This window comes from Pseudomonas sp. MWU16-30322, assembly GCF_020515535.1.
GTDB classification, from domain to species: Bacteria; Pseudomonadota; Gammaproteobacteria; order Pseudomonadales; family Pseudomonadaceae; genus Aquipseudomonas; species Aquipseudomonas fluorescens_H.
In genome coordinates, this window is record NZ_JAIWYL010000002.1 from 165,507 (window position 1) to 183,321 (window position 17,815).

At 59.2% G+C, this 17,815-nt stretch carries 19 protein-coding genes; 14 read left to right on the plus strand and 5 right to left on the minus strand.

Going from position 1 to position 17,815, the window contains the following annotated elements:
- The first annotated feature begins 257 nt into the window (after positions 1–257).
- A complete protein-coding gene (locus LCH64_RS03630; RefSeq protein ID WP_226499526.1) occupies positions 258–890 on the plus strand; it encodes a glutathione S-transferase family protein in 633 nt (210 codons plus the stop codon).
- Positions 887–1,834 carry a Nudix family hydrolase gene (locus tag LCH64_RS03635; RefSeq protein WP_003227557.1) on the plus strand — a complete coding sequence of 316 codons (948 nt, stop codon included), beginning with the start codon at positions 887–889 and terminating at the stop codon, positions 1,832–1,834. Before LCH64_RS03630 ends, LCH64_RS03635 begins: the two co-directional genes overlap by 4 nt.
- Positions 1,835–1,947: 113 nt before the next feature.
- Here LCH64_RS03635 and LCH64_RS03640 read toward each other — a convergent pair whose 3' ends face one another.
- The 3 genes from LCH64_RS03640 to LCH64_RS03650 are packed head-to-tail and all read right to left on the minus strand — an operon-like array spanning position 1,948 to position 5,535.
- The gene (locus LCH64_RS03640; RefSeq protein ID WP_103520145.1) at positions 1,948–2,532 is read right to left on the minus strand and encodes a cob(I)yrinic acid a,c-diamide adenosyltransferase; all 585 of its coding nucleotides are present in this window, start codon (positions 2,530–2,532) and stop codon (positions 1,948–1,950) included.
- Between the two features lie 3 nt (positions 2,533–2,535).
- Positions 2,536–4,572 carry a HAMP domain-containing sensor histidine kinase gene (locus LCH64_RS03645; protein ID WP_103520146.1) on the minus strand — a complete coding sequence of 679 codons (2,037 nt, stop codon included), beginning with the start codon at positions 4,570–4,572 and terminating at the stop codon, positions 2,536–2,538.
- A gap of 45 nt (positions 4,573–4,617) precedes the next feature.
- Complete coding sequence (locus tag LCH64_RS03650) at positions 4,618–5,535, minus strand: putative 2-dehydropantoate 2-reductase (RefSeq protein WP_226499527.1); 918 nt, start codon at positions 5,533–5,535, stop codon at positions 4,618–4,620.
- A gap of 140 nt (positions 5,536–5,675) precedes the next feature.
- Between LCH64_RS03650 and LCH64_RS03655 the strand changes: the two genes are divergently transcribed.
- Together LCH64_RS03655 and LCH64_RS03660 are read left to right on the plus strand one after the other, a co-directional pair.
- On the plus strand, positions 5,676–6,161 hold the full coding sequence (locus tag LCH64_RS03655) for a YajQ family cyclic di-GMP-binding protein (RefSeq protein WP_003227548.1): 486 nt from the start codon (positions 5,676–5,678) through the stop codon (positions 6,159–6,161).
- Positions 6,162–6,312: 151 nt separating this feature from the next.
- A complete protein-coding gene (locus LCH64_RS03660; RefSeq protein ID WP_003227546.1) occupies positions 6,313–7,152 on the plus strand; it encodes a mechanosensitive ion channel domain-containing protein in 840 nt (279 codons plus the stop codon).
- Between the two features lie 121 nt (positions 7,153–7,273).
- On the opposite strand, the gene LCH64_RS03665 is transcribed toward LCH64_RS03660, so the two are convergent.
- Positions 7,274–8,620 carry an OprD family porin gene (locus LCH64_RS03665; protein ID WP_226499528.1) on the minus strand — a complete coding sequence of 449 codons (1,347 nt, stop codon included), beginning with the start codon at positions 8,618–8,620 and terminating at the stop codon, positions 7,274–7,276.
- Positions 8,621–9,514: 894 nt separating this feature from the next.
- On the opposite strand from LCH64_RS03665, the gene LCH64_RS03670 reads away from it, so the two are divergent.
- The gene (locus LCH64_RS03670; protein ID WP_226499529.1) at positions 9,515–9,940 is read left to right on the plus strand and encodes an HIT domain-containing protein; all 426 of its coding nucleotides are present in this window, start codon (positions 9,515–9,517) and stop codon (positions 9,938–9,940) included.
- Positions 9,941–9,943: 3 nt separating this feature from the next.
- Positions 9,944–10,150 (plus strand): SlyX family protein, encoded by a 207-nt coding sequence (locus tag LCH64_RS03675; protein ID WP_003227541.1) that lies wholly within the window; start codon positions 9,944–9,946, stop codon positions 10,148–10,150.
- A gap of 72 nt (positions 10,151–10,222) precedes the next feature.
- On the opposite strand, the gene LCH64_RS28305 is transcribed toward LCH64_RS03675, so the two are convergent.
- Positions 10,223–10,825 carry a cold-shock protein gene (locus LCH64_RS28305; protein ID WP_096795089.1) on the minus strand — a complete coding sequence of 201 codons (603 nt, stop codon included), beginning with the start codon at positions 10,823–10,825 and terminating at the stop codon, positions 10,223–10,225.
- A 310-nt stretch (positions 10,826–11,135) separates the two neighbouring features.
- On the opposite strand from LCH64_RS28305, the gene LCH64_RS03685 reads away from it, so the two are divergent.
- From LCH64_RS03685 to ruvB, 8 genes are all read left to right on the plus strand, one after another.
- The gene (locus tag LCH64_RS03685; protein WP_003227537.1) at positions 11,136–11,606 is read left to right on the plus strand and encodes a Dps family protein; all 471 of its coding nucleotides are present in this window, start codon (positions 11,136–11,138) and stop codon (positions 11,604–11,606) included.
- 188 nt (positions 11,607–11,794) lie between these two features.
- A complete protein-coding gene (locus LCH64_RS03690) occupies positions 11,795–12,130 on the plus strand; it encodes a ribbon-helix-helix domain-containing protein (protein WP_003227534.1) in 336 nt (111 codons plus the stop codon).
- A gap of 133 nt (positions 12,131–12,263) precedes the next feature.
- Positions 12,264–12,485: a zinc ribbon domain-containing protein gene (locus tag LCH64_RS03695; RefSeq protein WP_003227532.1), complete on the plus strand. Its 222-nt coding sequence runs from the start codon at positions 12,264–12,266 to the stop codon at positions 12,483–12,485.
- A gap of 100 nt (positions 12,486–12,585) precedes the next feature.
- Complete coding sequence (aspS, locus tag LCH64_RS03700) at positions 12,586–14,361, plus strand: aspartate--tRNA ligase (RefSeq protein ID WP_003227530.1); 1,776 nt, start codon at positions 12,586–12,588, stop codon at positions 14,359–14,361.
- Between the two features lie 127 nt (positions 14,362–14,488).
- Complete coding sequence (locus LCH64_RS03705) at positions 14,489–15,235, plus strand: YebC/PmpR family DNA-binding transcriptional regulator (protein ID WP_226499530.1); 747 nt, start codon at positions 14,489–14,491, stop codon at positions 15,233–15,235.
- A gap of 158 nt (positions 15,236–15,393) precedes the next feature.
- Positions 15,394–15,921, plus strand: a complete 528-nt coding sequence (gene ruvC, locus LCH64_RS03710; protein WP_003227525.1) for a crossover junction endodeoxyribonuclease RuvC — start codon at positions 15,394–15,396, stop codon at positions 15,919–15,921.
- Between the two features lie 114 nt (positions 15,922–16,035).
- Positions 16,036–16,644 carry a Holliday junction branch migration protein RuvA gene (gene ruvA / locus LCH64_RS03715; RefSeq protein WP_003227522.1) on the plus strand — a complete coding sequence of 203 codons (609 nt, stop codon included), beginning with the start codon at positions 16,036–16,038 and terminating at the stop codon, positions 16,642–16,644.
- Positions 16,645–17,706, plus strand: coding sequence for a Holliday junction branch migration DNA helicase RuvB (gene ruvB, locus LCH64_RS03720; protein WP_003227521.1), 1,062 nt, complete (start codon positions 16,645–16,647; stop codon positions 17,704–17,706).
- Positions 17,707–17,815: the final 109 nt, after the last annotated feature.

The following is a 17,815-nucleotide window of genomic DNA, read 5'->3' on the forward strand; positions in this document are numbered from 1 at the left end:
GGCTCGTTCCTACAGTAGATTAGTGAACGACTCGGATCTCCTGTAGGAGTGAGCCTGCTCGCGATGACGTTGTGTCTGGCAATATCAATGTTGAATGTGCCGGCCTCTTCGCGAGCAAGCCCGCTCCCACAGGGTTTTCGGGTGTACACAACCTTTGTGAACGACCGAAATCACTGTGGGAGCGGGCTTGCCTGCGAACGCGTCGGTCCAGTCACTAAAAGTCTTGAAGCTTTCCACTGACGAAAAGGCGCCACACCATGTCCCTGCACCTGATCATCGGCGACAAACTGCTGTCCTCCTGGTCCCTGCGCGCCGCCCTGGCGCTGGAACTGACCGGCGCTCCCTACACCGAAGAACTGATCAAGCTCGGCAAGCCCGACACCCGCGAGCGGCTGCTCAAGCATTCGCCGACCGCCAAGGTGCCGCTGCTGCAAACCTCTCGCGGCACCATTGCCGACTCTCTGGCGATCGCCGAATACCTGGCCGAGCAGTTTCCGTCCGAGCAGCTCTGGCCGAGCGATGTTTATGCCCGTGCCCAGGCGCGGTCCGCCTGCGCGCAGATGCACAGCGGCTTTTTCGCCATGCGCAATCATATGCCGTTCAACCTGAACCACGACGCCCCGCTTGATCCGGTGCCGCCGGAAGTGAAGGTCGATATCGAGCGCATGCTCGCGCTGTGGGCCGAATGCCGCGCGGCGGCCACTGAGCCTGGGCCATATCTGTTTGGCCGAGTGAGTCTGGCTGACGCGTTCTTCGCACCGATTGCCGTGCGTCTGCGTACCTATCAGGTGCAGTTGCCGGCGGTTGATCAAGCCTATGTTGAAACCGTCTACCAATGGCCCGCCTTCAAGGCGTGGCAAAAGGCTGGACTGGAGGAGTTGAATCCGTGAAACGCGTACACGTCGCGGCTGCCGTCATTCGTGACGACAGCGGCAAAATCCTCATCGCCCGCCGTGCCGACACCCAGCATCAGGGCGGCCTGTGGGAATTTCCCGGCGGCAAGGTCGAGGCTGACGAATCCGTCGAAAGCGCCCTGGCTCGCGAGCTGCAGGAAGAGCTGGGCATTGTTGTCGGCGCGGCTCGTCCACTGATCAAGGTTCGCCACGATTACCCGGACAAACAGGTGTTGCTGGATGTCTGGGAGGTCTCCCGGTTTACCGGTGAGCCGCACGGTGCCGAGGGCCAGCCACTGGCCTGGGTAACCGCCAAGGATCTGCTGAACTATGAGTTTCCGGCGGCCAATCAGCCGATCGTTGCCGCTGCGCGCCTTCCCGCTGAATACCTGATCACCCCGGAAGATCTGGAAGCCCCGGCCTTGCTGCGCGGGATCCAGAAGGCGATTGCCGGCGGGATCAAGCTGATCCAGTTGCGCGCGCCGAACGGCTATGACCCCAAATACCGCGATCTGGCGGTGGATGCCGTCGGCCTCTGCGCCGGCAAGGCGCAGTTGATGATCAAGGGGCCGTTCGAATGGCTCGGCGATTTCCCGTCTGCCGGTTGGCACATCACCGCCGCGCAATTGCGCAAATACGCCGCAGCGGGCCGGCCGTTACCGGCAGAGCGCTGGTTGGCGGCGTCCTGCCATAACGCGGAAGAGCTGGCGCTGGCCGAGCAGATGGGCGTGGATTTCGTCACGCTGTCGCCGGTTCAGCCAACCTTGACCCACCCAGATGCGCAGCCGTTGGGCTGGGAGCAGGCTTCGACGTTGATCGAGGGCTTTGGCAAGCCGGTGTTCTTGCTTGGTGGAGTAGGCCCGGCGGAGCGCGAGAAGGCTTGGGGTGTTGGCGCGCAGGGTGTCGCGGGGATTCGGGCGTTCTGGCCTGATTCTGTTTAACGGCTACCGGCTTCATCGCGAGCAGGCTCACTCCTACAGTTGACCGCGTTCCAACTGAAGTAGCGCGGTCAACTGTGGGAGCGGGCTTGCTCGCGAAGGCGTCCTGACAGGCGCTAGATTTCTAAAGGCTTCACCGCCGGTTGCCAAAGAATCTCCGCCACCCCCTGCCGCCGCGCAATCAACCGCGCTGCCACAAACAACAAATCCGACAACCGATTGATATACGCCAGACCAACCCCGGCCAACGGCTCGATCGCGTTCAAATGCTGACAACGCCGCTCGGCACTGCGCGCCAGACTGCGGCACACATGGGCCTGGGCAATCAGCAGCGAACCGCCGGGCAGAATGAAATTCTCCAGTGGCCCCAATTCCTCGTTCCACACATCAATTGCCGCTTCCAGGCGCTCGATTTCCGCCGCGTTCAACGCCTGATACTGCGGCATTGCCAGCTCACCCCCCAGGTCGAACAAGCGGTGCTGGCAAGGCGCGAGCACGTCGATCAGCTCATTCAATCCCGGAAACGCCTCGCGCTCGGCGATCAGCCCGGCCAGCAGCACGCCGACCTGACTGTTCAGCGTATCGACCTCGCCAATCGCTTCGATGCGCGGGTGATCCTTGGGCACGCGGCGGCCATCGCCGAGGCCGGTTTCGCCTGTGTCGCCAGTGCGGGTGTAGATCTTCGACAAGCGAAAGCCCATGGGTTACCTCTGTAGTTGATTGGTTTCGGCGGCAATGGCCGCCGGTTGTGCCAGCGGCAGGCGCAGGGTGAAGCAGGTGCCCTGACCGGGCGCCGATTGCACTTCCATCTGGCCCTTGTGGTTGTTGGTGATGATGAAGTACGACACAGACAGCCCAAGGCCGGTGCCCTGGCCGATTTCCTTGGTAGTGAAGAACGGCTCGAAGGTGCGCTTGCGCACGCTCTCGCTCATGCCGATGCCGTTGTCCTCGACCTGGATCTCGGCCCATGGCGGGTTCAGTTTGGTACGCAAAATGATCCGCCCCGGCTCGCTGTCGTCTTCGCGCTGGTGAATGGCTTGCGCGGCGTTTTTCAGCAGGTTGAGCAGCACTTGTTCCAGTTCGTTGGCGGTGCCCGGCACCGGGCCGAGCGCCGGGTCGAACTGGCGGATGATCGCTTGGCCCTTGAAGTCGAAACCGATCGCCAGATCGAAGTCGTTGCCAGCAATTTCCACCGCTTGATCGATCAGCGCGGGCAGATCGCACGGGGCCATTTGCCGGGTGCTGCGGCGGCTGAAGCTGAGCATGTGCGTGACGATTTTTGCCGCGCGGGCGCCGGCCTGCTGAATACCGTCGAGCAATTTCGGTACTTCGCGGCTTTGCAGGTAACGGTTGACCGTGTCCAGTTCGATGCCGAGCTGTTCGGCGGTTTCGAGGTTCTTCGGCAGATCCGCCGACAGCCGCCGGCGAATGTTCTGCACGTTGTGCAGGATCGCGCCGAGCGGGTTGTTGATCTCATGGGCCATGCCGGCGGCGAGGCCTCCGACCGAGAGCATTTTTTCCGACTGCACCATCATTTCTTCCAGCGACAGGCGCTGGGTGATGTCGTCGATACGGATCACCACACCGCGCCCGGCACCGCCCATCAGCGGGTAAAAGGTCAGGGCGTAGTGCTTGGGTTCGTCATCCTTGAACCAGGTCACCCGCTCGATCTTCGCCACGGTGTGTTCTTCGACCGTTTGCTTCAGTTGTGGCAGAAACGGCTTGAGCGGTTCGAAGGCGAGGAAGATCGGTTGGTTCAGAGCCTCATCCAGGCGCGTTCCGGAAAGGGCGCTGGCCTCCTGGTTCCACTGGGTCACGTAGAGCTGCTCGTCGAGAGCGATCAGCGCCGAGGGCATGGAGTCGATGATGCTGTTGAGGTAGTTCTGGAAACCGGTGAGCTTCTTCTCGATCTTGCTGCGCACCTGGACTTCCAGTTCCAGCTTGCGGTTGGTGTGACGGGTTTCCTCAGCCAGACCTTGAGCCTGATCGTAAGCCGCCTGCGAGTCGTCGCGGGCACGCTTGAGCTGCTGCTCGCGGGCTTCGATGCGCGAGAGCATGGTGTTGAACGCTTCGGCGAGGCTGCCGATCTCGTCGTGGTTACCGCGCGAGGCGCGCAGGGCGTAGTTCTCTTCGCGAGTGACCTGACGCGACAGCTCTTCCAGCTCATGAATCGGGCGCGTGATCAGGCGTTTGATCTGCCGCGCAATCACCAGCCACAGCAGCACACTGAAAATCAGGATGCCGAGACTGGCGGTCAGGGTGCCGGTGTAGAACGCCATCGGCAGTTCACTGCTGGCGACCAGCAGCAGATGCCCAGGCGCGGTGCCGGGGCGGGGCAGGGTGATCAATTGGTTGCTGCGAAACTCGGTGAGTTGCCAGGCTTCGACGTGCCGAAAGCGCTCCGGCAGATTGAGTTTTTCGCCACGCTGCACCTGGGCGATCCGGTCACCCTTGCCGTCGTACAAAGCCGCTGCGCGCAGCGGCGAATAACTGTCGAGTTCCTTGAGCAGGCGTTCGGCGCTTTGCGGCGACTCGAGGGCTTGCGACACCAGGCTCGGGTTGGACACCAGTCGGCCTATGGTCTGCAGGGCCTGTGGCGCCATGCTTTCCTGGGAGATGTAATAGGCGGCGCTGATAAAGGTCAGGTTGGCGACCAGCAGGACGGTGGTCAGCAACACCAGCAGGGCGGCCAGCAGTTTCTGGCCGACCGGCAGGTTTTCAAGGCGCTGGCGCAATGGCATCAGGTTTATCACGGCAAAGGAACAAGTGGGCAGCGTAGCCGCTGCTCAGTCGCTGGGCAATCCAAGGCTGTGCAGATGGCTGACCAGACGCTGCTGCAATTGATTGAGGTGCGGCAGGTTCAACTGGTGACGGGTGGCGACTTTGCAGGCGTGGTCCAGCAGGTAACTGATTTCGGTGCGGCGCTGGTTGGCCACGTCCTGATACATCGACGAGTAATTGGCTGCGGTCGCGTGAATCACCCGCTCGACTTCCTGTTGCAGATTGACCGCCGCGGCCGGTTGACCGCAGTGCTCCAGCAACTCGGCCAGCTCGTTGCACAGCGTGGCGACTTCGCATTGATGCTGCTCCAGCCCGCCGTTACGGCAATCGTGGAGCACGGTCAGCGGATTGATCGCGCAATTGAGCGCCAGTTTGCGCCACAGCCGGGTGAGGATGTCGGTGCTCCACTCGTGGGGGATTTTCGCCGCCTCAAGATCGTCCAGCCAGATTGGCGCTACCGGATGGCTGGCATCGCCCAGCCAGGTGAAACCGTGGCCGGCAAACACCACGCGCCAGTCGCCGTCGCGGAACGCGCCTTCGGTACTGGAAGCGCTGATGCAGCGTGCCTGCGGTACCTGCGCTGCGACGGCGTCCTGAATGCCGAGGCCGTTCTGCAACAGGATCAGCTCGGCATCTGCGCTCAGGCGCGGGGCGAGGCGGGCGACGGCGCTCTCGGCGTCATAGGCCTTGCAGGCGACCAGCAGGCGGCGGATCGGCTCCGGGTCGTCCGCCGTTTGCGCGGGGACGGCATAGGTCGTGGCTGCGCCGTGTTCGACCAGCGTCAGACCGCCGGCCGCCTGATAGCTGCGCAAGCGCTCGGCATCACGCACGATCAGCCGCACCGGCAGCCCGGCCCGGGCCAGACGCGTGGCCCACAGGGTGCCGAGGCTGCCGGCGCCGAGAACGTGCCAGGGGGTGGACATCAGTTTTTCACTCGGTAAGGTACTGGCATGCAAGGCTCGCCGTATCGGTGGGAAAAGACCCGTTATAATGAGCCGGATTTTAACCGCAAGCCAAGCGCGCTCCATCCTGATCGAGCGCGCCTTTTTATTGGAGAGACTACATGCCGTCGTTCGACGTGGTATCCGAACTGGACAAACACGAGCTGACCAACGCGGTCGAGAACGCCGTGAAGGAACTCGATCGTCGCTATGACCTGAAAGGCAAAGGCAGCTTCGAGTTCAAGGAAAAGGACCTGACCGTCAACCTGACCGCTGAAGCCGGGTTCCAGCTGGAAGCGATGATCGAGATCCTGAAGCTGGCCCTGACCAAGCGCAAGATCGATGTGCAGTGCCTTGAAGTAAAAGACGCTTATGCCTCGGGCAAGCTGATGAAGCAGGACGCGATCCTCAAGGAAGGCATCGACAAGGAGCTGGCGAAGAAGATCGTCGCTCACATCAAGGACGCCAAGCTCAAGGTACAGGCCGCCATTCAGGGCGAGCAGGTGCGTGTGACCGGCAAGAAGCGCGATGACCTGCAGGAAGCCATCGCGGCCCTGCGCGCCAAGGAATTCGGCATGCCACTGCAGTTCAACAACTTCCGCGACTAAGTCCGGTCAGATGGCTGTGGGAGCGGGCTTGCTCGCGAAAGCGCTGTGTCAGGCAACTCATTGTTGAATGACACAGCGCTTTCGCGAGCAAGCCCGCTCCCACTTTTAATTTGTGTACAGCCCCGGGTAGCCGGACATCAGGAGATGGAAGATGGATTTGAATGCAGAGGTAGACAACCTGGTCAAGGCGTCCCAGGCGTGGATTCCGATGATCATGGAATACGGCAGTCGCGTGCTGCTGGCAGTGATTACCCTGGCCATCGGCTGGTGGCTGATCAACAAAGTCACGCAAAAGCTCGGCGGTCTGCTGGCCCTGCGCAATGCCGATCTGGCACTGCAAGGCTTCATCAGCAGCCTGGCGAACATCATTCTCAAGGTGCTGCTGATCGTCAGCGTGGCCTCGATGATCGGAGTCGAAACCACCTCGTTCGTCGCCGCGATTGGTGCTGCGGGTCTGGCGATCGGCCTGGCATTGCAGGGCAGTCTGGCGAACTTCGCCGGCGGCGTGTTGATTCTGCTGTTCCGTCCGTTCCGTATCGGTGACTGGATCGAAGCGCAAGGCGTGGCGGGTACGGTCGACAGCATCCAGATTTTCCACACCGTGCTGCGTACCGGTGACAACAAGACCATCATCGTCCCGAACGGCAATCTGTCGAACGGCATCATCACCAACACCAACCGTCAGCCAACCCGCAAAGTGGTGTTTGACGTGGGTGTGGATTACGAAGCGGATCTGCAAAAGGCGCGTCAGGTGCTGCTGGATCTGGCCAAGGACGATCGCATTCTGCAGGACCCTGCGCCACAAGCGGTCATTTCGACGCTGGGTGACAGTTCGATCACTGTTTCCCTGCGTGTGTGGGTTAAAACTGCAGACTATTGGGATGTGATGTTCATGTTTAATGAACAGTCGCGTGATCGTTTGAAGACTGCCGGTATTGATATTCCGTTTCCACAGCGGGTGATTCGTGTGGTTCAGGAATCCGCAGTGTAATGATAGGTTGCTAATTAAATGCCTGACTTGTTGGTCAGGCATTTATTACAAGTGACAGATAGCAAAAAAGGCCCATCCGAAGATGGGCCTTTTTTTATGCTTCCAAACTAACCACTGACGATTACAAGATGTTCAGTGGGTATTCGGTGATCAGGCGGAACTCGTTGATATTGCCTTCAGCCTGGTCGGTGTTGCCACGGTGCCATGCCTGACGGATACGGAAGGACAGATCTTTGGCCGGGCCGGTCTGAACTACGTACTTGGCTTCAAGGTTGGTTTCGTGATGTTTGCCATCTTCACCGTAACCGTACGAACGGTATGGGCTGTCAATCGCCATTTTGTCGCCGTCGATATCCCAGCCTTTAACATAGCGAGCCATGAAGCTCAGACCCGGTACGCCGTACTCGGCCATTTTCAGGTCGTAACGAACTTGTGCAGACTTCTCGTTCGGACCGTTGAAGTCGGAGTACTGGACGGAGTTGGCCAGGAAGATCGAATCGCCACCGCGGTTGTTGTCACCCACACCGACGTAGTCGAATGGCGTGTCACCGTGAACCTTCTGGAAGGCCAGGGTGACGGTATGCGCTTTAAGGAACGAAAGCGCGGTCGCCAGGGAGAACGTGGTGTTGTTGATGTCACCGGCTTTCGACTGGCCGGTGTCGGTGGTGCGGTAGATGTTGAAGTCAGTATTGAGCGAAGTATCACCACTGATCGGGGTGGTGAGGTTCACGTTGGAGTAGTACTGATTCCAGATATCCTTGAACTTCGAACCGTAGAGCGAGACGCTCAGGTTGTCGGTAATGCCGTACTTACCACCGGCGAAGTCCATGGTTTTACCGGTGACAGGGTTATCGGTTGTACTTGCGTATTGGGAATGCAACTCGCCATTGCTGTTCATCTCGTCCTGGCTGGAGGCCGAGTAGAAGTGACCTGCTTCCAGGTCCAGATTCTGGACTTCGCTGCTCTGCAGTTGGAAGCCGGTAGCGGTCTGAGGAATCAGACGCGAGCCGCCGACAGCGAATACTGGAGAGGTGCTTGGCTGGAACTCACCGAATTTCAGCTCGGTTTTGGAGATGCGGGCTTTGATCGCTGCACCGGCTTTGCCCATGTTGTTCTGGACGCGGCCCTGGGAGTCGACGCTGGTGTTGCCCGAACCGACAGTGCCGTCGCCGCCATCCAGCTTGATGCCCAGGTAACCAAATGCATCAACACCAACACCGACAGTACCTTGGGTGTAGCCAGAGCTGATGTTGCCCAAGAAACCCTGTGTCCAGTCGATCTGATCATTGGAGCCGGCTTTCTTGTCGCGGTTGAAGTAGTAGTTCTTCAACGTTTCGGTGACTTTTGCGTCTTCAACGAAACCTTTGGCTTCTGCCTGGTCACTAACAAACGGGGCGGCCGTAGCCAACTGAGTACTGGCTGCTGCTGCAACTGCCAGTGCGATTGTGCTCCACTTCATCACGCGCATCGTGATTTGCTCCTTTGGTTTTAGAAGAGTACTGCCGTCCCACCTGTTTTATTATCTGGGCGGCTCTTTCTTTTTGTGTCGGCGCAAACTTATATCACGCCGACAATGTTGGCGATACTTGCTCATACAACCTTTCATGATCTTTACGACGACGTCGCAAACAGCTGGGTTGATGTCGCAAATTCACGTTACCCATGCAGCCGGGCTGACAACTTTATCGCTGTTTTCTTGCCTTTTTGCATCGGTAAAAAAGAGTCCCTGGCAAAACACTTGAATCTCCATTGGGGCAACCCTGCCACCGTATTGGTTGGTCTCCAGCTGCCACTTCCGGTGGCGCGCTTATAGACCATGTGTGTACTGATGCAACAAGCGTGCACAAAGTGCAGGGTTGCCACGTTTATTTTTCTGAACACCTGCCTGTAGCCGTAAAAACCGCATAAAAACGGGGGTTCAAGCCCTTTTGTATCAGGGGGTTGACGCATACCTTTGCATCGTGTTGTCACGTTCGCATGGCGGCGTGACAACCAAAAACGTTACCGGTTCACCCCGTCAGTGAGTATTTGGCGGATGCCCGACGCACTCAGCGTAGACGCACTGTGCGGTTTTGGTGCAAAAAATTTACAGGCTGTACCGGATTCATACAGCTTGCGGTGAGTCTGTCACCGGATGGCCAAGGCTGTTTCGGCTAGTAGCTCGCGTTCGAGGCCGGTTCAGGCTCCGGGATGGTGCACATTCTTTGTAGTTGTCTCTTGTCAGGGCTGTGGTGGCCTGGTCGAGTGCACTCATCGTGAAGCTCGGCGCATTCGCAGGTATGCTGCCTGCCTGTCGCTTGGTGCGTTGCCTGTCTGGATGGCCGCTAAGCTGAATTATGTAGATCAGCCGGGAGTGCACGCAGTGATTGCTTTAGATTCACGACTTCAACAGGACACCCTGACCATCGGCGACTTCCCGCTCTGCCGACTGCTGCTGTCCAACGACGCCAATTACCCGTGGTTCATCCTGGTGCCTCGTCGCGACGATATCAGTGAGTTGTTTCAGTTGGATGTCGCCGACCAGCAGCAGTTGTGGCAGGAAACCACCGCGCTGGCCGAGTTGCTCAAGGACCTGTTCGATGCCGACAAGCTGAACGTCGCTACCCTGGGCAACGTTGTCAGCCAGCTGCATATGCATGTGATCGTGCGTAAGCGTGACGATGCGGCATGGCCAGCGCCGGTCTGGGGCAAACACCCGGCCAAACCCTATGGCGCCGAGGAGGTTGCGGCCATCCGTGAACGGCTGCGCCTGGTGCTGACTGAGCACTTCACGTTTCTGGAGGATTGAGCGATGAGCCTTGAAGAGCGCGTTACCGATCTGGAAAGCCGCCTGGCCTTTCAGGATGACACCATTCAGGCGTTGAACGACGAACTGGTGGCGCAGCAGCGCGTGATCGAGCGCCTGCAACTGCAAATGGCTGCGGTACTCAAGCGTCAGGAAGAAATGGTTGGGCAGTTCGATGCTTTCGAGGAAGAGGCGCCACCGCCACACTACTGATGTCGGCGCTTTTATAACGGCGTAAAAAAACCGCGATCAGCCAGGCTGCTCGCGGTTTTTTCTTGCCTTGGATCAGCGACGCGGCAGGGCGGCGATCACATCCTCGGCTTGCAGGCCTTTATCCCGGTTCATCACCGAGAACTCAACGCGCTGGCCTTCGACCAGTACGCGGTGGCCTTCGCCACGGATTGCCCGAAAGTGCACGAAAATATCATCGCCGGAATCCCGGGAGATAAAGCCGAAGCCTTTGGAGGTGTTGAACCACTTGACGGTACCGGTATCGCGGTTGCTCATGTCATAGCTGACAGGTGCGGCAGTCGGTGAAGATTTGTAGAAGCTCACGGCCAGGTGCACAACCACGGCAACCAGGGCGATCACCAGGCTGAACAACACTGCCGGTTGACCGGCGATGACAGGCATCGGTGCGATCAGGGTCAGGGTTTGCAGGACGACAGTCAGCACGAGAAGAGCGCTGACCAGATTTTGCAGATGCTGGCGCGGGCCTTTGTTCCAGTAAGGGATCACTGGAGCGATGACCAGGTTCAGCAGGCCGAAAAAGGCCAGGTAAAGTGCATCGGGTTGTTGCAGGTAAGGAACGGCTTCGGATTTCAGGCTAGGTATGAACGACAGCAGCAAGGCCGCTGCGCCCATTAGCAGGTGGACGATTTTCAACATTTTGATTGGCTCACGTTATGACGGCTCACAAGGAAGAGCTGAAGGCGCACGGTTCGCTTCGGAACAATAAAGAGGCGTTGGACACGTGCCCGGCATCAGCCTATGCACGACACCCCTGAAAAATGGGGCGTAGCGACACACTGTCTATTTAACAGCAAAGCCTGCAGCTACTCAAATTACCCCGGCCAGCGGCACCGGCCCGGTCGATTTGTCGCACGGCGAGCGAAGATTGCCGGCTGCGAGGTGGCGCCTGCCTTGCTAGAGTGGGTCTGCACCTGTTGGATGAATTCAATCGCCTTAGGGGGTAAACATGGCAATCGATATCGGTATCAGTGAAGAAGACCGCAAGTCCATCGTCGAGGGGCTGTCGCGGCTGCTGTCGGACACCTACGTGCTGTATCTGAAAACCCATAACTTCCACTGGAACGTCACCGGTCCCATGTTCAGGACCCTGCATCTGATGTTCGAAGAGCAATACAACGAGCTGGCGCTGGCCGTGGACCTGATCGCCGAGCGCATTCGGGCCCTGGGTTTTCCGGCACCGGGCGCCTACGCGACTTACGCGCGTCTTTCCTCTATCAAGGAAGAAGTCGGCGTGCCAAGCGCCGAGGACATGATCAAACAGTTGGTCGAGGGTCAGGAAGCGGTGACGCGCACCGCTCGCGGCATCTTCCCGCTTCTGGACAAAGTCAGTGACGAGCCGACGGCCGACCTGCTGACCCAGCGTATGCAGGTGCATGAGAAGACCGCGTGGATGCTGCGTGCGTTGCTCGAGACCTGATAGTCCGGTGCGCGGATGTCCCGGGGTGGTGGATGTCCGCGCGCTGTTTCAAATCTTACCGAACATGTCGGCTTATCCTACGCAGCTGGGCAACTAGTCGTCTGGCGCTGACTTTGCGTCTGCGTTTTTATGAAGACACAGGATGTTGTCTTTATAAAAAGCAGCGATGGCAAAGGAGTGTCAGCGATATGGTAGGTGGAGACAGGCGAAGCGAACTTGTCGGTTCGCAGCAGGAAATGAAGGTCGACCCGTTTGTCAGCGATTTCGACTTCGAGCTGATCCGGCCGCTGGCAAGGTCAGTGCGCTTGAACGGGTTCGCCACATGCTTGAGGCTCGAGCAGGTTTACTGGAACATTCTCGGTGAGATGGCTGGGCACAATGGCTGTTCGGTCAGTACGTTGCTGTCCCACGTTGACCGTCAGGTGCACCTGCGCCACGGCGGGGTGAAAAACTTCAGCGGTCTGGTGCGGGTGGTGTGTGTGATGAATGGTCTGCGGGATACCCCTACGGCCGTCATGCCCTGAACGGCCAATACTTGAAATGACGTGGCGGGCTCTGCAGTCTTACGGCTGCACAGCCCGCATTTAATGGATATAATCCCGCTCTTTCGCCGCAAAGCCCTGCGCGCGGTGGCAATCTGATCGCCGAGACACCTCCATGCCGATGTACGATTATCAATGTGCTTCCTGTGGTCATCAGTTGGAAGCCATTCAAAAGATCAGCGAGGCACCGCTGGTCGACTGCCCTGCCTGTCAGGCGCCAGAGCTCAAGAAACAGCTGTCCATGCCGGGTTTTCGCCTCAGCGGCAGCGGTTGGTACGAAACCGATTTCAAGACCGGAGCCAAGAAGAATCTGGCCGGTGGCGACAAATCTGACTAGGGTTCAGGCCCAGGTCGAACGACACGCGTGAGATTTCGCAGTGCTTGAGTGCGACGGGATCTCCACCGAATTTCGAATTACGAGAAGCGAAACCACTACCATGATGCGCAGCCATTATTGCGGCCAACTGAACGAAAGCCTGGAAGGCCAGGAAATTACCCTTTGCGGATGGGTTCACCGTCGTCGCGACCACGGCGGGGTGATTTTCCTCGATATCCGTGATCGTGATGGTCTGGCTCAGGTGGTGTTCGATCCGGATCGCGCCGAGAGCTTCGCCGCCGCCGATCGCGTGCGCAGCGAATACGTCGTGAAGATCACCGGCAAGGTGCGTCTGCGTCCGGCCGGTGCGACCAACGCCAACATGGCGTCGGGCATGATCGAAGTGCTCGGCTACGAACTGGAAGTGCTGAACGAGTCGGAAACCCCGCCGTTCCCGCTCAACGAATACTCCGACGTCGGCGAAGAAACCCGCCTGCGCTACCGCTTCCTGGACCTGCGTCGTCCGGAAATGGCCGAGAAGCTGCGTCTGCGTTCGCGCATGACCACCAGCATCCGTCGCTTCCTCGACGAGAACGGCTTCCTCGACGTCGAAACACCGATCCTGACCCGTGCTACCCCGGAAGGCGCCCGCGACTACCTGGTGCCGAGCCGTACTCACGCCGGTTCGTTCTTCGCGCTGCCGCAATCGCCTCAGCTGTTCAAGCAACTGCTGATGGTTGCCGGTTTCGACCGTTACTACCAGATCGCCAAGTGCTTCCGCGACGAAGACCTGCGTGCCGACCGTCAGCCTGAGTTCACTCAGATCGACATCGAGACCAGCTTCCTCGACGAAAAAGACATCATGGGCCTGACCGAAGGCATGATCCGCAACCTGTTCAAGGAAGTGCTGGATCTGGAATTCGGCGAATTCCCTCACATGACCTTCGAAGAAGCCATGCGTCGTTACGGTTCCGACAAGCCGGACCTGCGTAACCCGCTGGAACTGGTCGACGTCGCCGATCAACTCAAAGAAGTCGAATTCAAGGTCTTCAGCGGCCCGGCCAACGATCCGAAATGCCGTATCGCTGCACTGCGCGTTCCAGGCGGGGCGAGCATGCCGCGCAAGCAGATCGACGACTACACCAAGTTCGTCGGCATCTACGGTGCCAAGGGCCTGGCGTACATCAAGGTCAACGAGCGCGCTGCCGGTGTTGAAGGTCTGCAATCGCCGATCGTGAAAAACATCCCTGAAGCCAACCTGAACGTGATCCTCGATCGCGTCGGCGCGGTTGACGGCGACATCGTGTTCTTCGGCGCCGACAAGGCCAAGATCGTCAGCGAAGCCCTGGGCGCGCTGCGTATCAAGCTCGGTCACGACCTCGACCTGCTGACCTGCAAGTGGGCGCCAATGTGGGTCGTCGACTTCCCGATGTTCGAAGAAAACGACGACGGCAGCTTCTCTGCACTGCACCACCCGTTCACCGCACCGAAGTGCTCCCCTGAAGAGCTGGAAGCCAATCCGGCCGGCGCTCTGTCCCGCGCCTACGACATGGTGCTCAACGGTACCGAGCTGGGTGGCGGTTCGATCCGTATCCACCGCAAGGAAATGCAGCAAGCGGTGTTCCGCCTGCTGGGTATCAATGAAGCGGAACAGGAAGAGAAGTTCGGCTTCCTGCTCGACGCGCTGAAGTACGGTGCACCGCCGCACGGTGGTCTGGCCTTCGGTCTGGACCGTCTGGTGATGCTGATGACCGGCGCCCAGTCGATCCGTGAAGTGATCGCCTTCCCGAAAACCCAGAGTGCTGCGGACGTCATGACGCAAGCGCCGGGTGTGGTGGATGCCAAGGCACTGCGCGAGCTGCACATTCGTTTGCGCGAAACGCCAAAGGCTGAGTAAGACGGGCCTGAAGGCGCATCTTCGGATGCGCCTTTTTTCTATCTATAGAGAGCAGGTCGAGATTTTTTGTTTGCTGGTCGCTGCATGAGCAGGGCGGGCAACGTTTCAAGAGAATTCGGAGCGAGTTATGGCAGGTCATTCCAAGTGGGCGAACATCAAGCACCGCAAAGAACGTCAGGATGCCAAGAGAGGCAAGATCTTCACCAAGTGGATCCGTGAGCTGACCGTTGCGGCCCGTCAGGGCGGCGGCGATCCGGGTTCCAACCCGCGTCTGCGCCTGGCCCTGGACAAGGCTCTCGGCGCGAACATGAGCCGCGACATCATCGACCGTGCCGTTGCGCGTGGCGCCGGTGCGACCGAAGCGGACAACGTTGAAGAGCTGACCTATGAAGGTTACGGCCCGGGCGGCGTGGCGGTGATGGTCGAGTGCATGACCGATAACCGCAACCGTACCGCAGCTGCCGTGCGCCATGCGTTCAGCAAATGTGGCGGCAACCTTGGTACCGACGGTTCGGTTGCGTATCTGTTCGAGCGTAAGGGGCAGATCAGCTTTGCCCCGGGCGTCGATGAAGACGCGCTGACCGAAGCGGCGCTGGAAGCCGATGCCGACGACGTGGTCAGCCATGAAGACGGCTCGATCGACGTGCTCACCTCGTTCACCAGCTTCTATGCCGTGCGTAACGCGCTGGAAGGGGCCGGGTTCAAGGGTGACGACGCAGAAATCGTCATGCAGCCGACCACCAGTGCCGAACTGGATCTGGAAGGCGCGGAGAAGGTGCTCAAGCTGATCGACATGCTCGAGGATCTGGATGACGTGCAGAACGTCTACTCCAACGCGGACATTCCGGAAGATGTGGCCGCTCAGCTCGGTTAAGAGCGACTAGGCTTCAATGTGGGAGCGGGCTTGCTCGCAAATGCGGCGAATCAACAAGCATCAATGCTGAATGACACGCCGCATTCGCGAGCAAGCCCGCTCCCACATTGGTTATTCGCTGTTTTGAATTTCGTGTTTCTACCGAATCCGCAGGCGTTATGACTTTAATTCTGGGTATCGACCCCGGCTCGCGCATCACCGGTTACGGGGTTGTTCGCGATACCGGCCGCGGCGGCTGCATCTACGTGGCCTCCGGCTGCATCCGTACCGGCGCCGGCGAGCTGCATGAGCGGCTGCAAATCGTTTATCGCGGCGTGCGTGAAATCATTCAGACCTATGGCCCGGTGACCATGGGCATCGAAAAAGTGTTCATGGCGAAAAACGCCGATTCGGCTCTCAAGCTCGGCCAGGCTCGCGGTGCGGCAATCGTTGCCGGTGCCGAGGAAAGCCTGGAAATTGCCGAGTACACCGCAACCCAGGTCAAGCAAGCGGTGGTCGGCACCGGCGCCGCCAATAAGGAACAGGTGCAGATGATGGTCATGCACATGCTCAAGCTGACCAGCAAACCGCAGATCGATGCCTCGGATGCCCTGGCCATCGCGATTTGTCACGCGCACACCCGTTCCAGCCTGCTGCCGCATGGTCTGGGAACCGCACGCAGTCGTGGCGGGCGCCTGCGTCTCTGATAGCATCAGCAATCATTTTTGCGGAATGCGGATTTCGCGCCTGGGTCGTCGGCCCGATTCCCGCCTTCCATCTGTCGCCAGCCCACGGCTGGCCAACGCTCAAGGATCTGAAACGTGATTGGACGCTTGCGCGGCACCTTGGCTGAGAAACAGCCGCCGCACCTGATTCTGGATGTAAACGGCCTCGGGTATGAGCTGGAAGTGCCCATGACCACCCTTTATCGTCTGCCGTCGGTCGGTGAACCGCTGACGCTGCATACCCATTTGGTCGTACGCGAAGACGCGCAGTTACTCTATGGTTTCGCCGGCAAGCGTGAGCGAGACTTTTTTCGCGAGTTGATCCGTCTCAATGGTGTCGGACCGAAACTGGCCCTGGCCTTGATGTCGAGCCTGGAAGTCGATGAACTGATCCGCTGCGTGCAATCCCAGGACACTTCGGCGCTGACCAAGGTGCCGGGGGTTGGCAAGAAAACCGCCGAGCGTCTGCTGGTCGAATTGAAGGATCGCTTCAAGGCCTGGGAAACCTCACCGGCCATGTTCGCCCTGGTGCCGAATCAGCCGGACGGCCCGGCGCCGGTCAATACCGCTGAAAACGATGCGGTCAGCGCGCTGATTTCTCTGGGCTACAAACCGCAGGAAGCGAGCAAGGCGATTACCGCCATCAAGGACAAGAATTTGAGCAGTGAAGACCTGATCCGCCGCGCCCTGAAGGGAATGATTTAAGTGATTGAAGCTGATCGTCTGATCGCCGCCGCGCACAGCCCGCGTGAGCGCGAAGAAGTCCAGGACCGGGCCATTCGCCCGGTCAGCCTGGCCGACTATATTGGCCAGCCGACTGTCCGCGAGCAGATGGAGCTGTTCATCCAGGCGGCGCGTGGTCGCAGTGAATCGCTGGATCACACGTTGATCTTCGGCCCGCCGGGTCTGGGTAAAACCACGCTGGCCAACATCATCGCCCAGGAAATGGGCGTGTCGATCAAGAGCACGTCCGGCCCGGTACTTGAGCGTCCGGGCGACCTGGCGGCACTGCTGACCAATCTTGAGCCGCACGACGTGTTGTTCATCGACGAAATCCATCGTCTGTCACCCATCGTTGAAGAAGTGCTGTACCCGGCGATGGAAGACTTCCAGCTCGACATCATGATCGGCGAAGGGCCGGCGGCGCGCTCGATCAAGCTGGATTTGCCACCGTTCACTCTGGTGGGCGCCACTACTCGTGCCGGCATGCTGACCAACCCGTTGCGTGACCGCTTCGGTATCGTCCAGCGTCTGGAGTTCTACAGCACGGCGGATCTGGCGACGATTGTCAGTCGGTCTGCGGCTATTCTCGGTCTGCCACTGGATCCGGAGGGTTCTTTCGAAATCGCTCGTCGTGCCCGTGGTACGCCGCGAATCGCCAACCGTCTACTGCGTCGGGTGCGCGATTTTGCCGAAGTGCGCGCCAAGGGCCATATCACCAAGTCGGTGGCCGATTTGGCGTTGAACCTGCTGGACGTCGACGAACACGGCTTCGATCATCAGGACCGGCGCTTGCTGCTGACCATGATCGAGAAGTTCGATGGCGGTCCGGTAGGCATCGACAGCCTCGCGGCGGCGATCAGCGAAGAGCGTCATACCATTGAAGACGTGCTGGAGCCGTACCTGATCCAGCAGGGCTACATCATGCGTACGCCACGGGGCAGGGTGGTGACACGGCATGCGTATCTGCATTTCGGTTTAAACATTCCGTCACGAATGGGCGAAATGCCCGTGGCAGACGAGTTTCTCGATGCCTTGGACGATTGATACACATTTATTGGCGATTTATTCAGCGTTTGTACTGTCACAGGACGGTACTTTTGCGGTAAAGCCTTAAACACTGAAAAAACAGTTGCCTGGCCGGATTGGCAACCCG

Coding starts and splice junctions, on each gene's coding strand:
- LCH64_RS03630 (WP_226499526.1), top strand. CDS start 258: ATGTCCCTGCACCTGATCATCGGCGACAAACTGCTGTCCTCCTGGTCC.
- LCH64_RS03640 (WP_103520145.1), bottom strand. CDS start 2,532: ATGGGCTTTCGCTTGTCGAAGATCTACACCCGCACTGGCGACACAGGC.
- LCH64_RS03645 (WP_103520146.1), bottom strand. CDS start 4,572: ATGCCATTGCGCCAGCGCCTTGAAAACCTGCCGGTCGGCCAGAAACTG.
- LCH64_RS03650 (WP_226499527.1), bottom strand. CDS start 5,535: ATGTCCACCCCCTGGCACGTTCTCGGCGCCGGCAGCCTCGGCACCCTG.
- LCH64_RS03655 (WP_003227548.1), top strand. CDS start 5,676: ATGCCGTCGTTCGACGTGGTATCCGAACTGGACAAACACGAGCTGACC.
- LCH64_RS03660 (WP_003227546.1), top strand. CDS start 6,313: ATGGATTTGAATGCAGAGGTAGACAACCTGGTCAAGGCGTCCCAGGCG.
- LCH64_RS03665 (WP_226499528.1), bottom strand. CDS start 8,620: ATGCGCGTGATGAAGTGGAGCACAATCGCACTGGCAGTTGCAGCAGCA.
- LCH64_RS03675 (WP_003227541.1), top strand. CDS start 9,944: ATGAGCCTTGAAGAGCGCGTTACCGATCTGGAAAGCCGCCTGGCCTTT.
- LCH64_RS28305 (WP_096795089.1), bottom strand. CDS start 10,825: ATGTTGAAAATCGTCCACCTGCTAATGGGCGCAGCGGCCTTGCTGCTG.
- LCH64_RS03685 (WP_003227537.1), top strand. CDS start 11,136: ATGGCAATCGATATCGGTATCAGTGAAGAAGACCGCAAGTCCATCGTC.
- LCH64_RS03690 (WP_003227534.1), top strand. CDS start 11,795: ATGGTAGGTGGAGACAGGCGAAGCGAACTTGTCGGTTCGCAGCAGGAA.
- LCH64_RS03695 (WP_003227532.1), top strand. CDS start 12,264: ATGCCGATGTACGATTATCAATGTGCTTCCTGTGGTCATCAGTTGGAA.
- aspS (WP_003227530.1), top strand. CDS start 12,586: ATGATGCGCAGCCATTATTGCGGCCAACTGAACGAAAGCCTGGAAGGC.
- LCH64_RS03705 (WP_226499530.1), top strand. CDS start 14,489: ATGGCAGGTCATTCCAAGTGGGCGAACATCAAGCACCGCAAAGAACGT.
- ruvC (WP_003227525.1), top strand. CDS start 15,394: ATGACTTTAATTCTGGGTATCGACCCCGGCTCGCGCATCACCGGTTAC.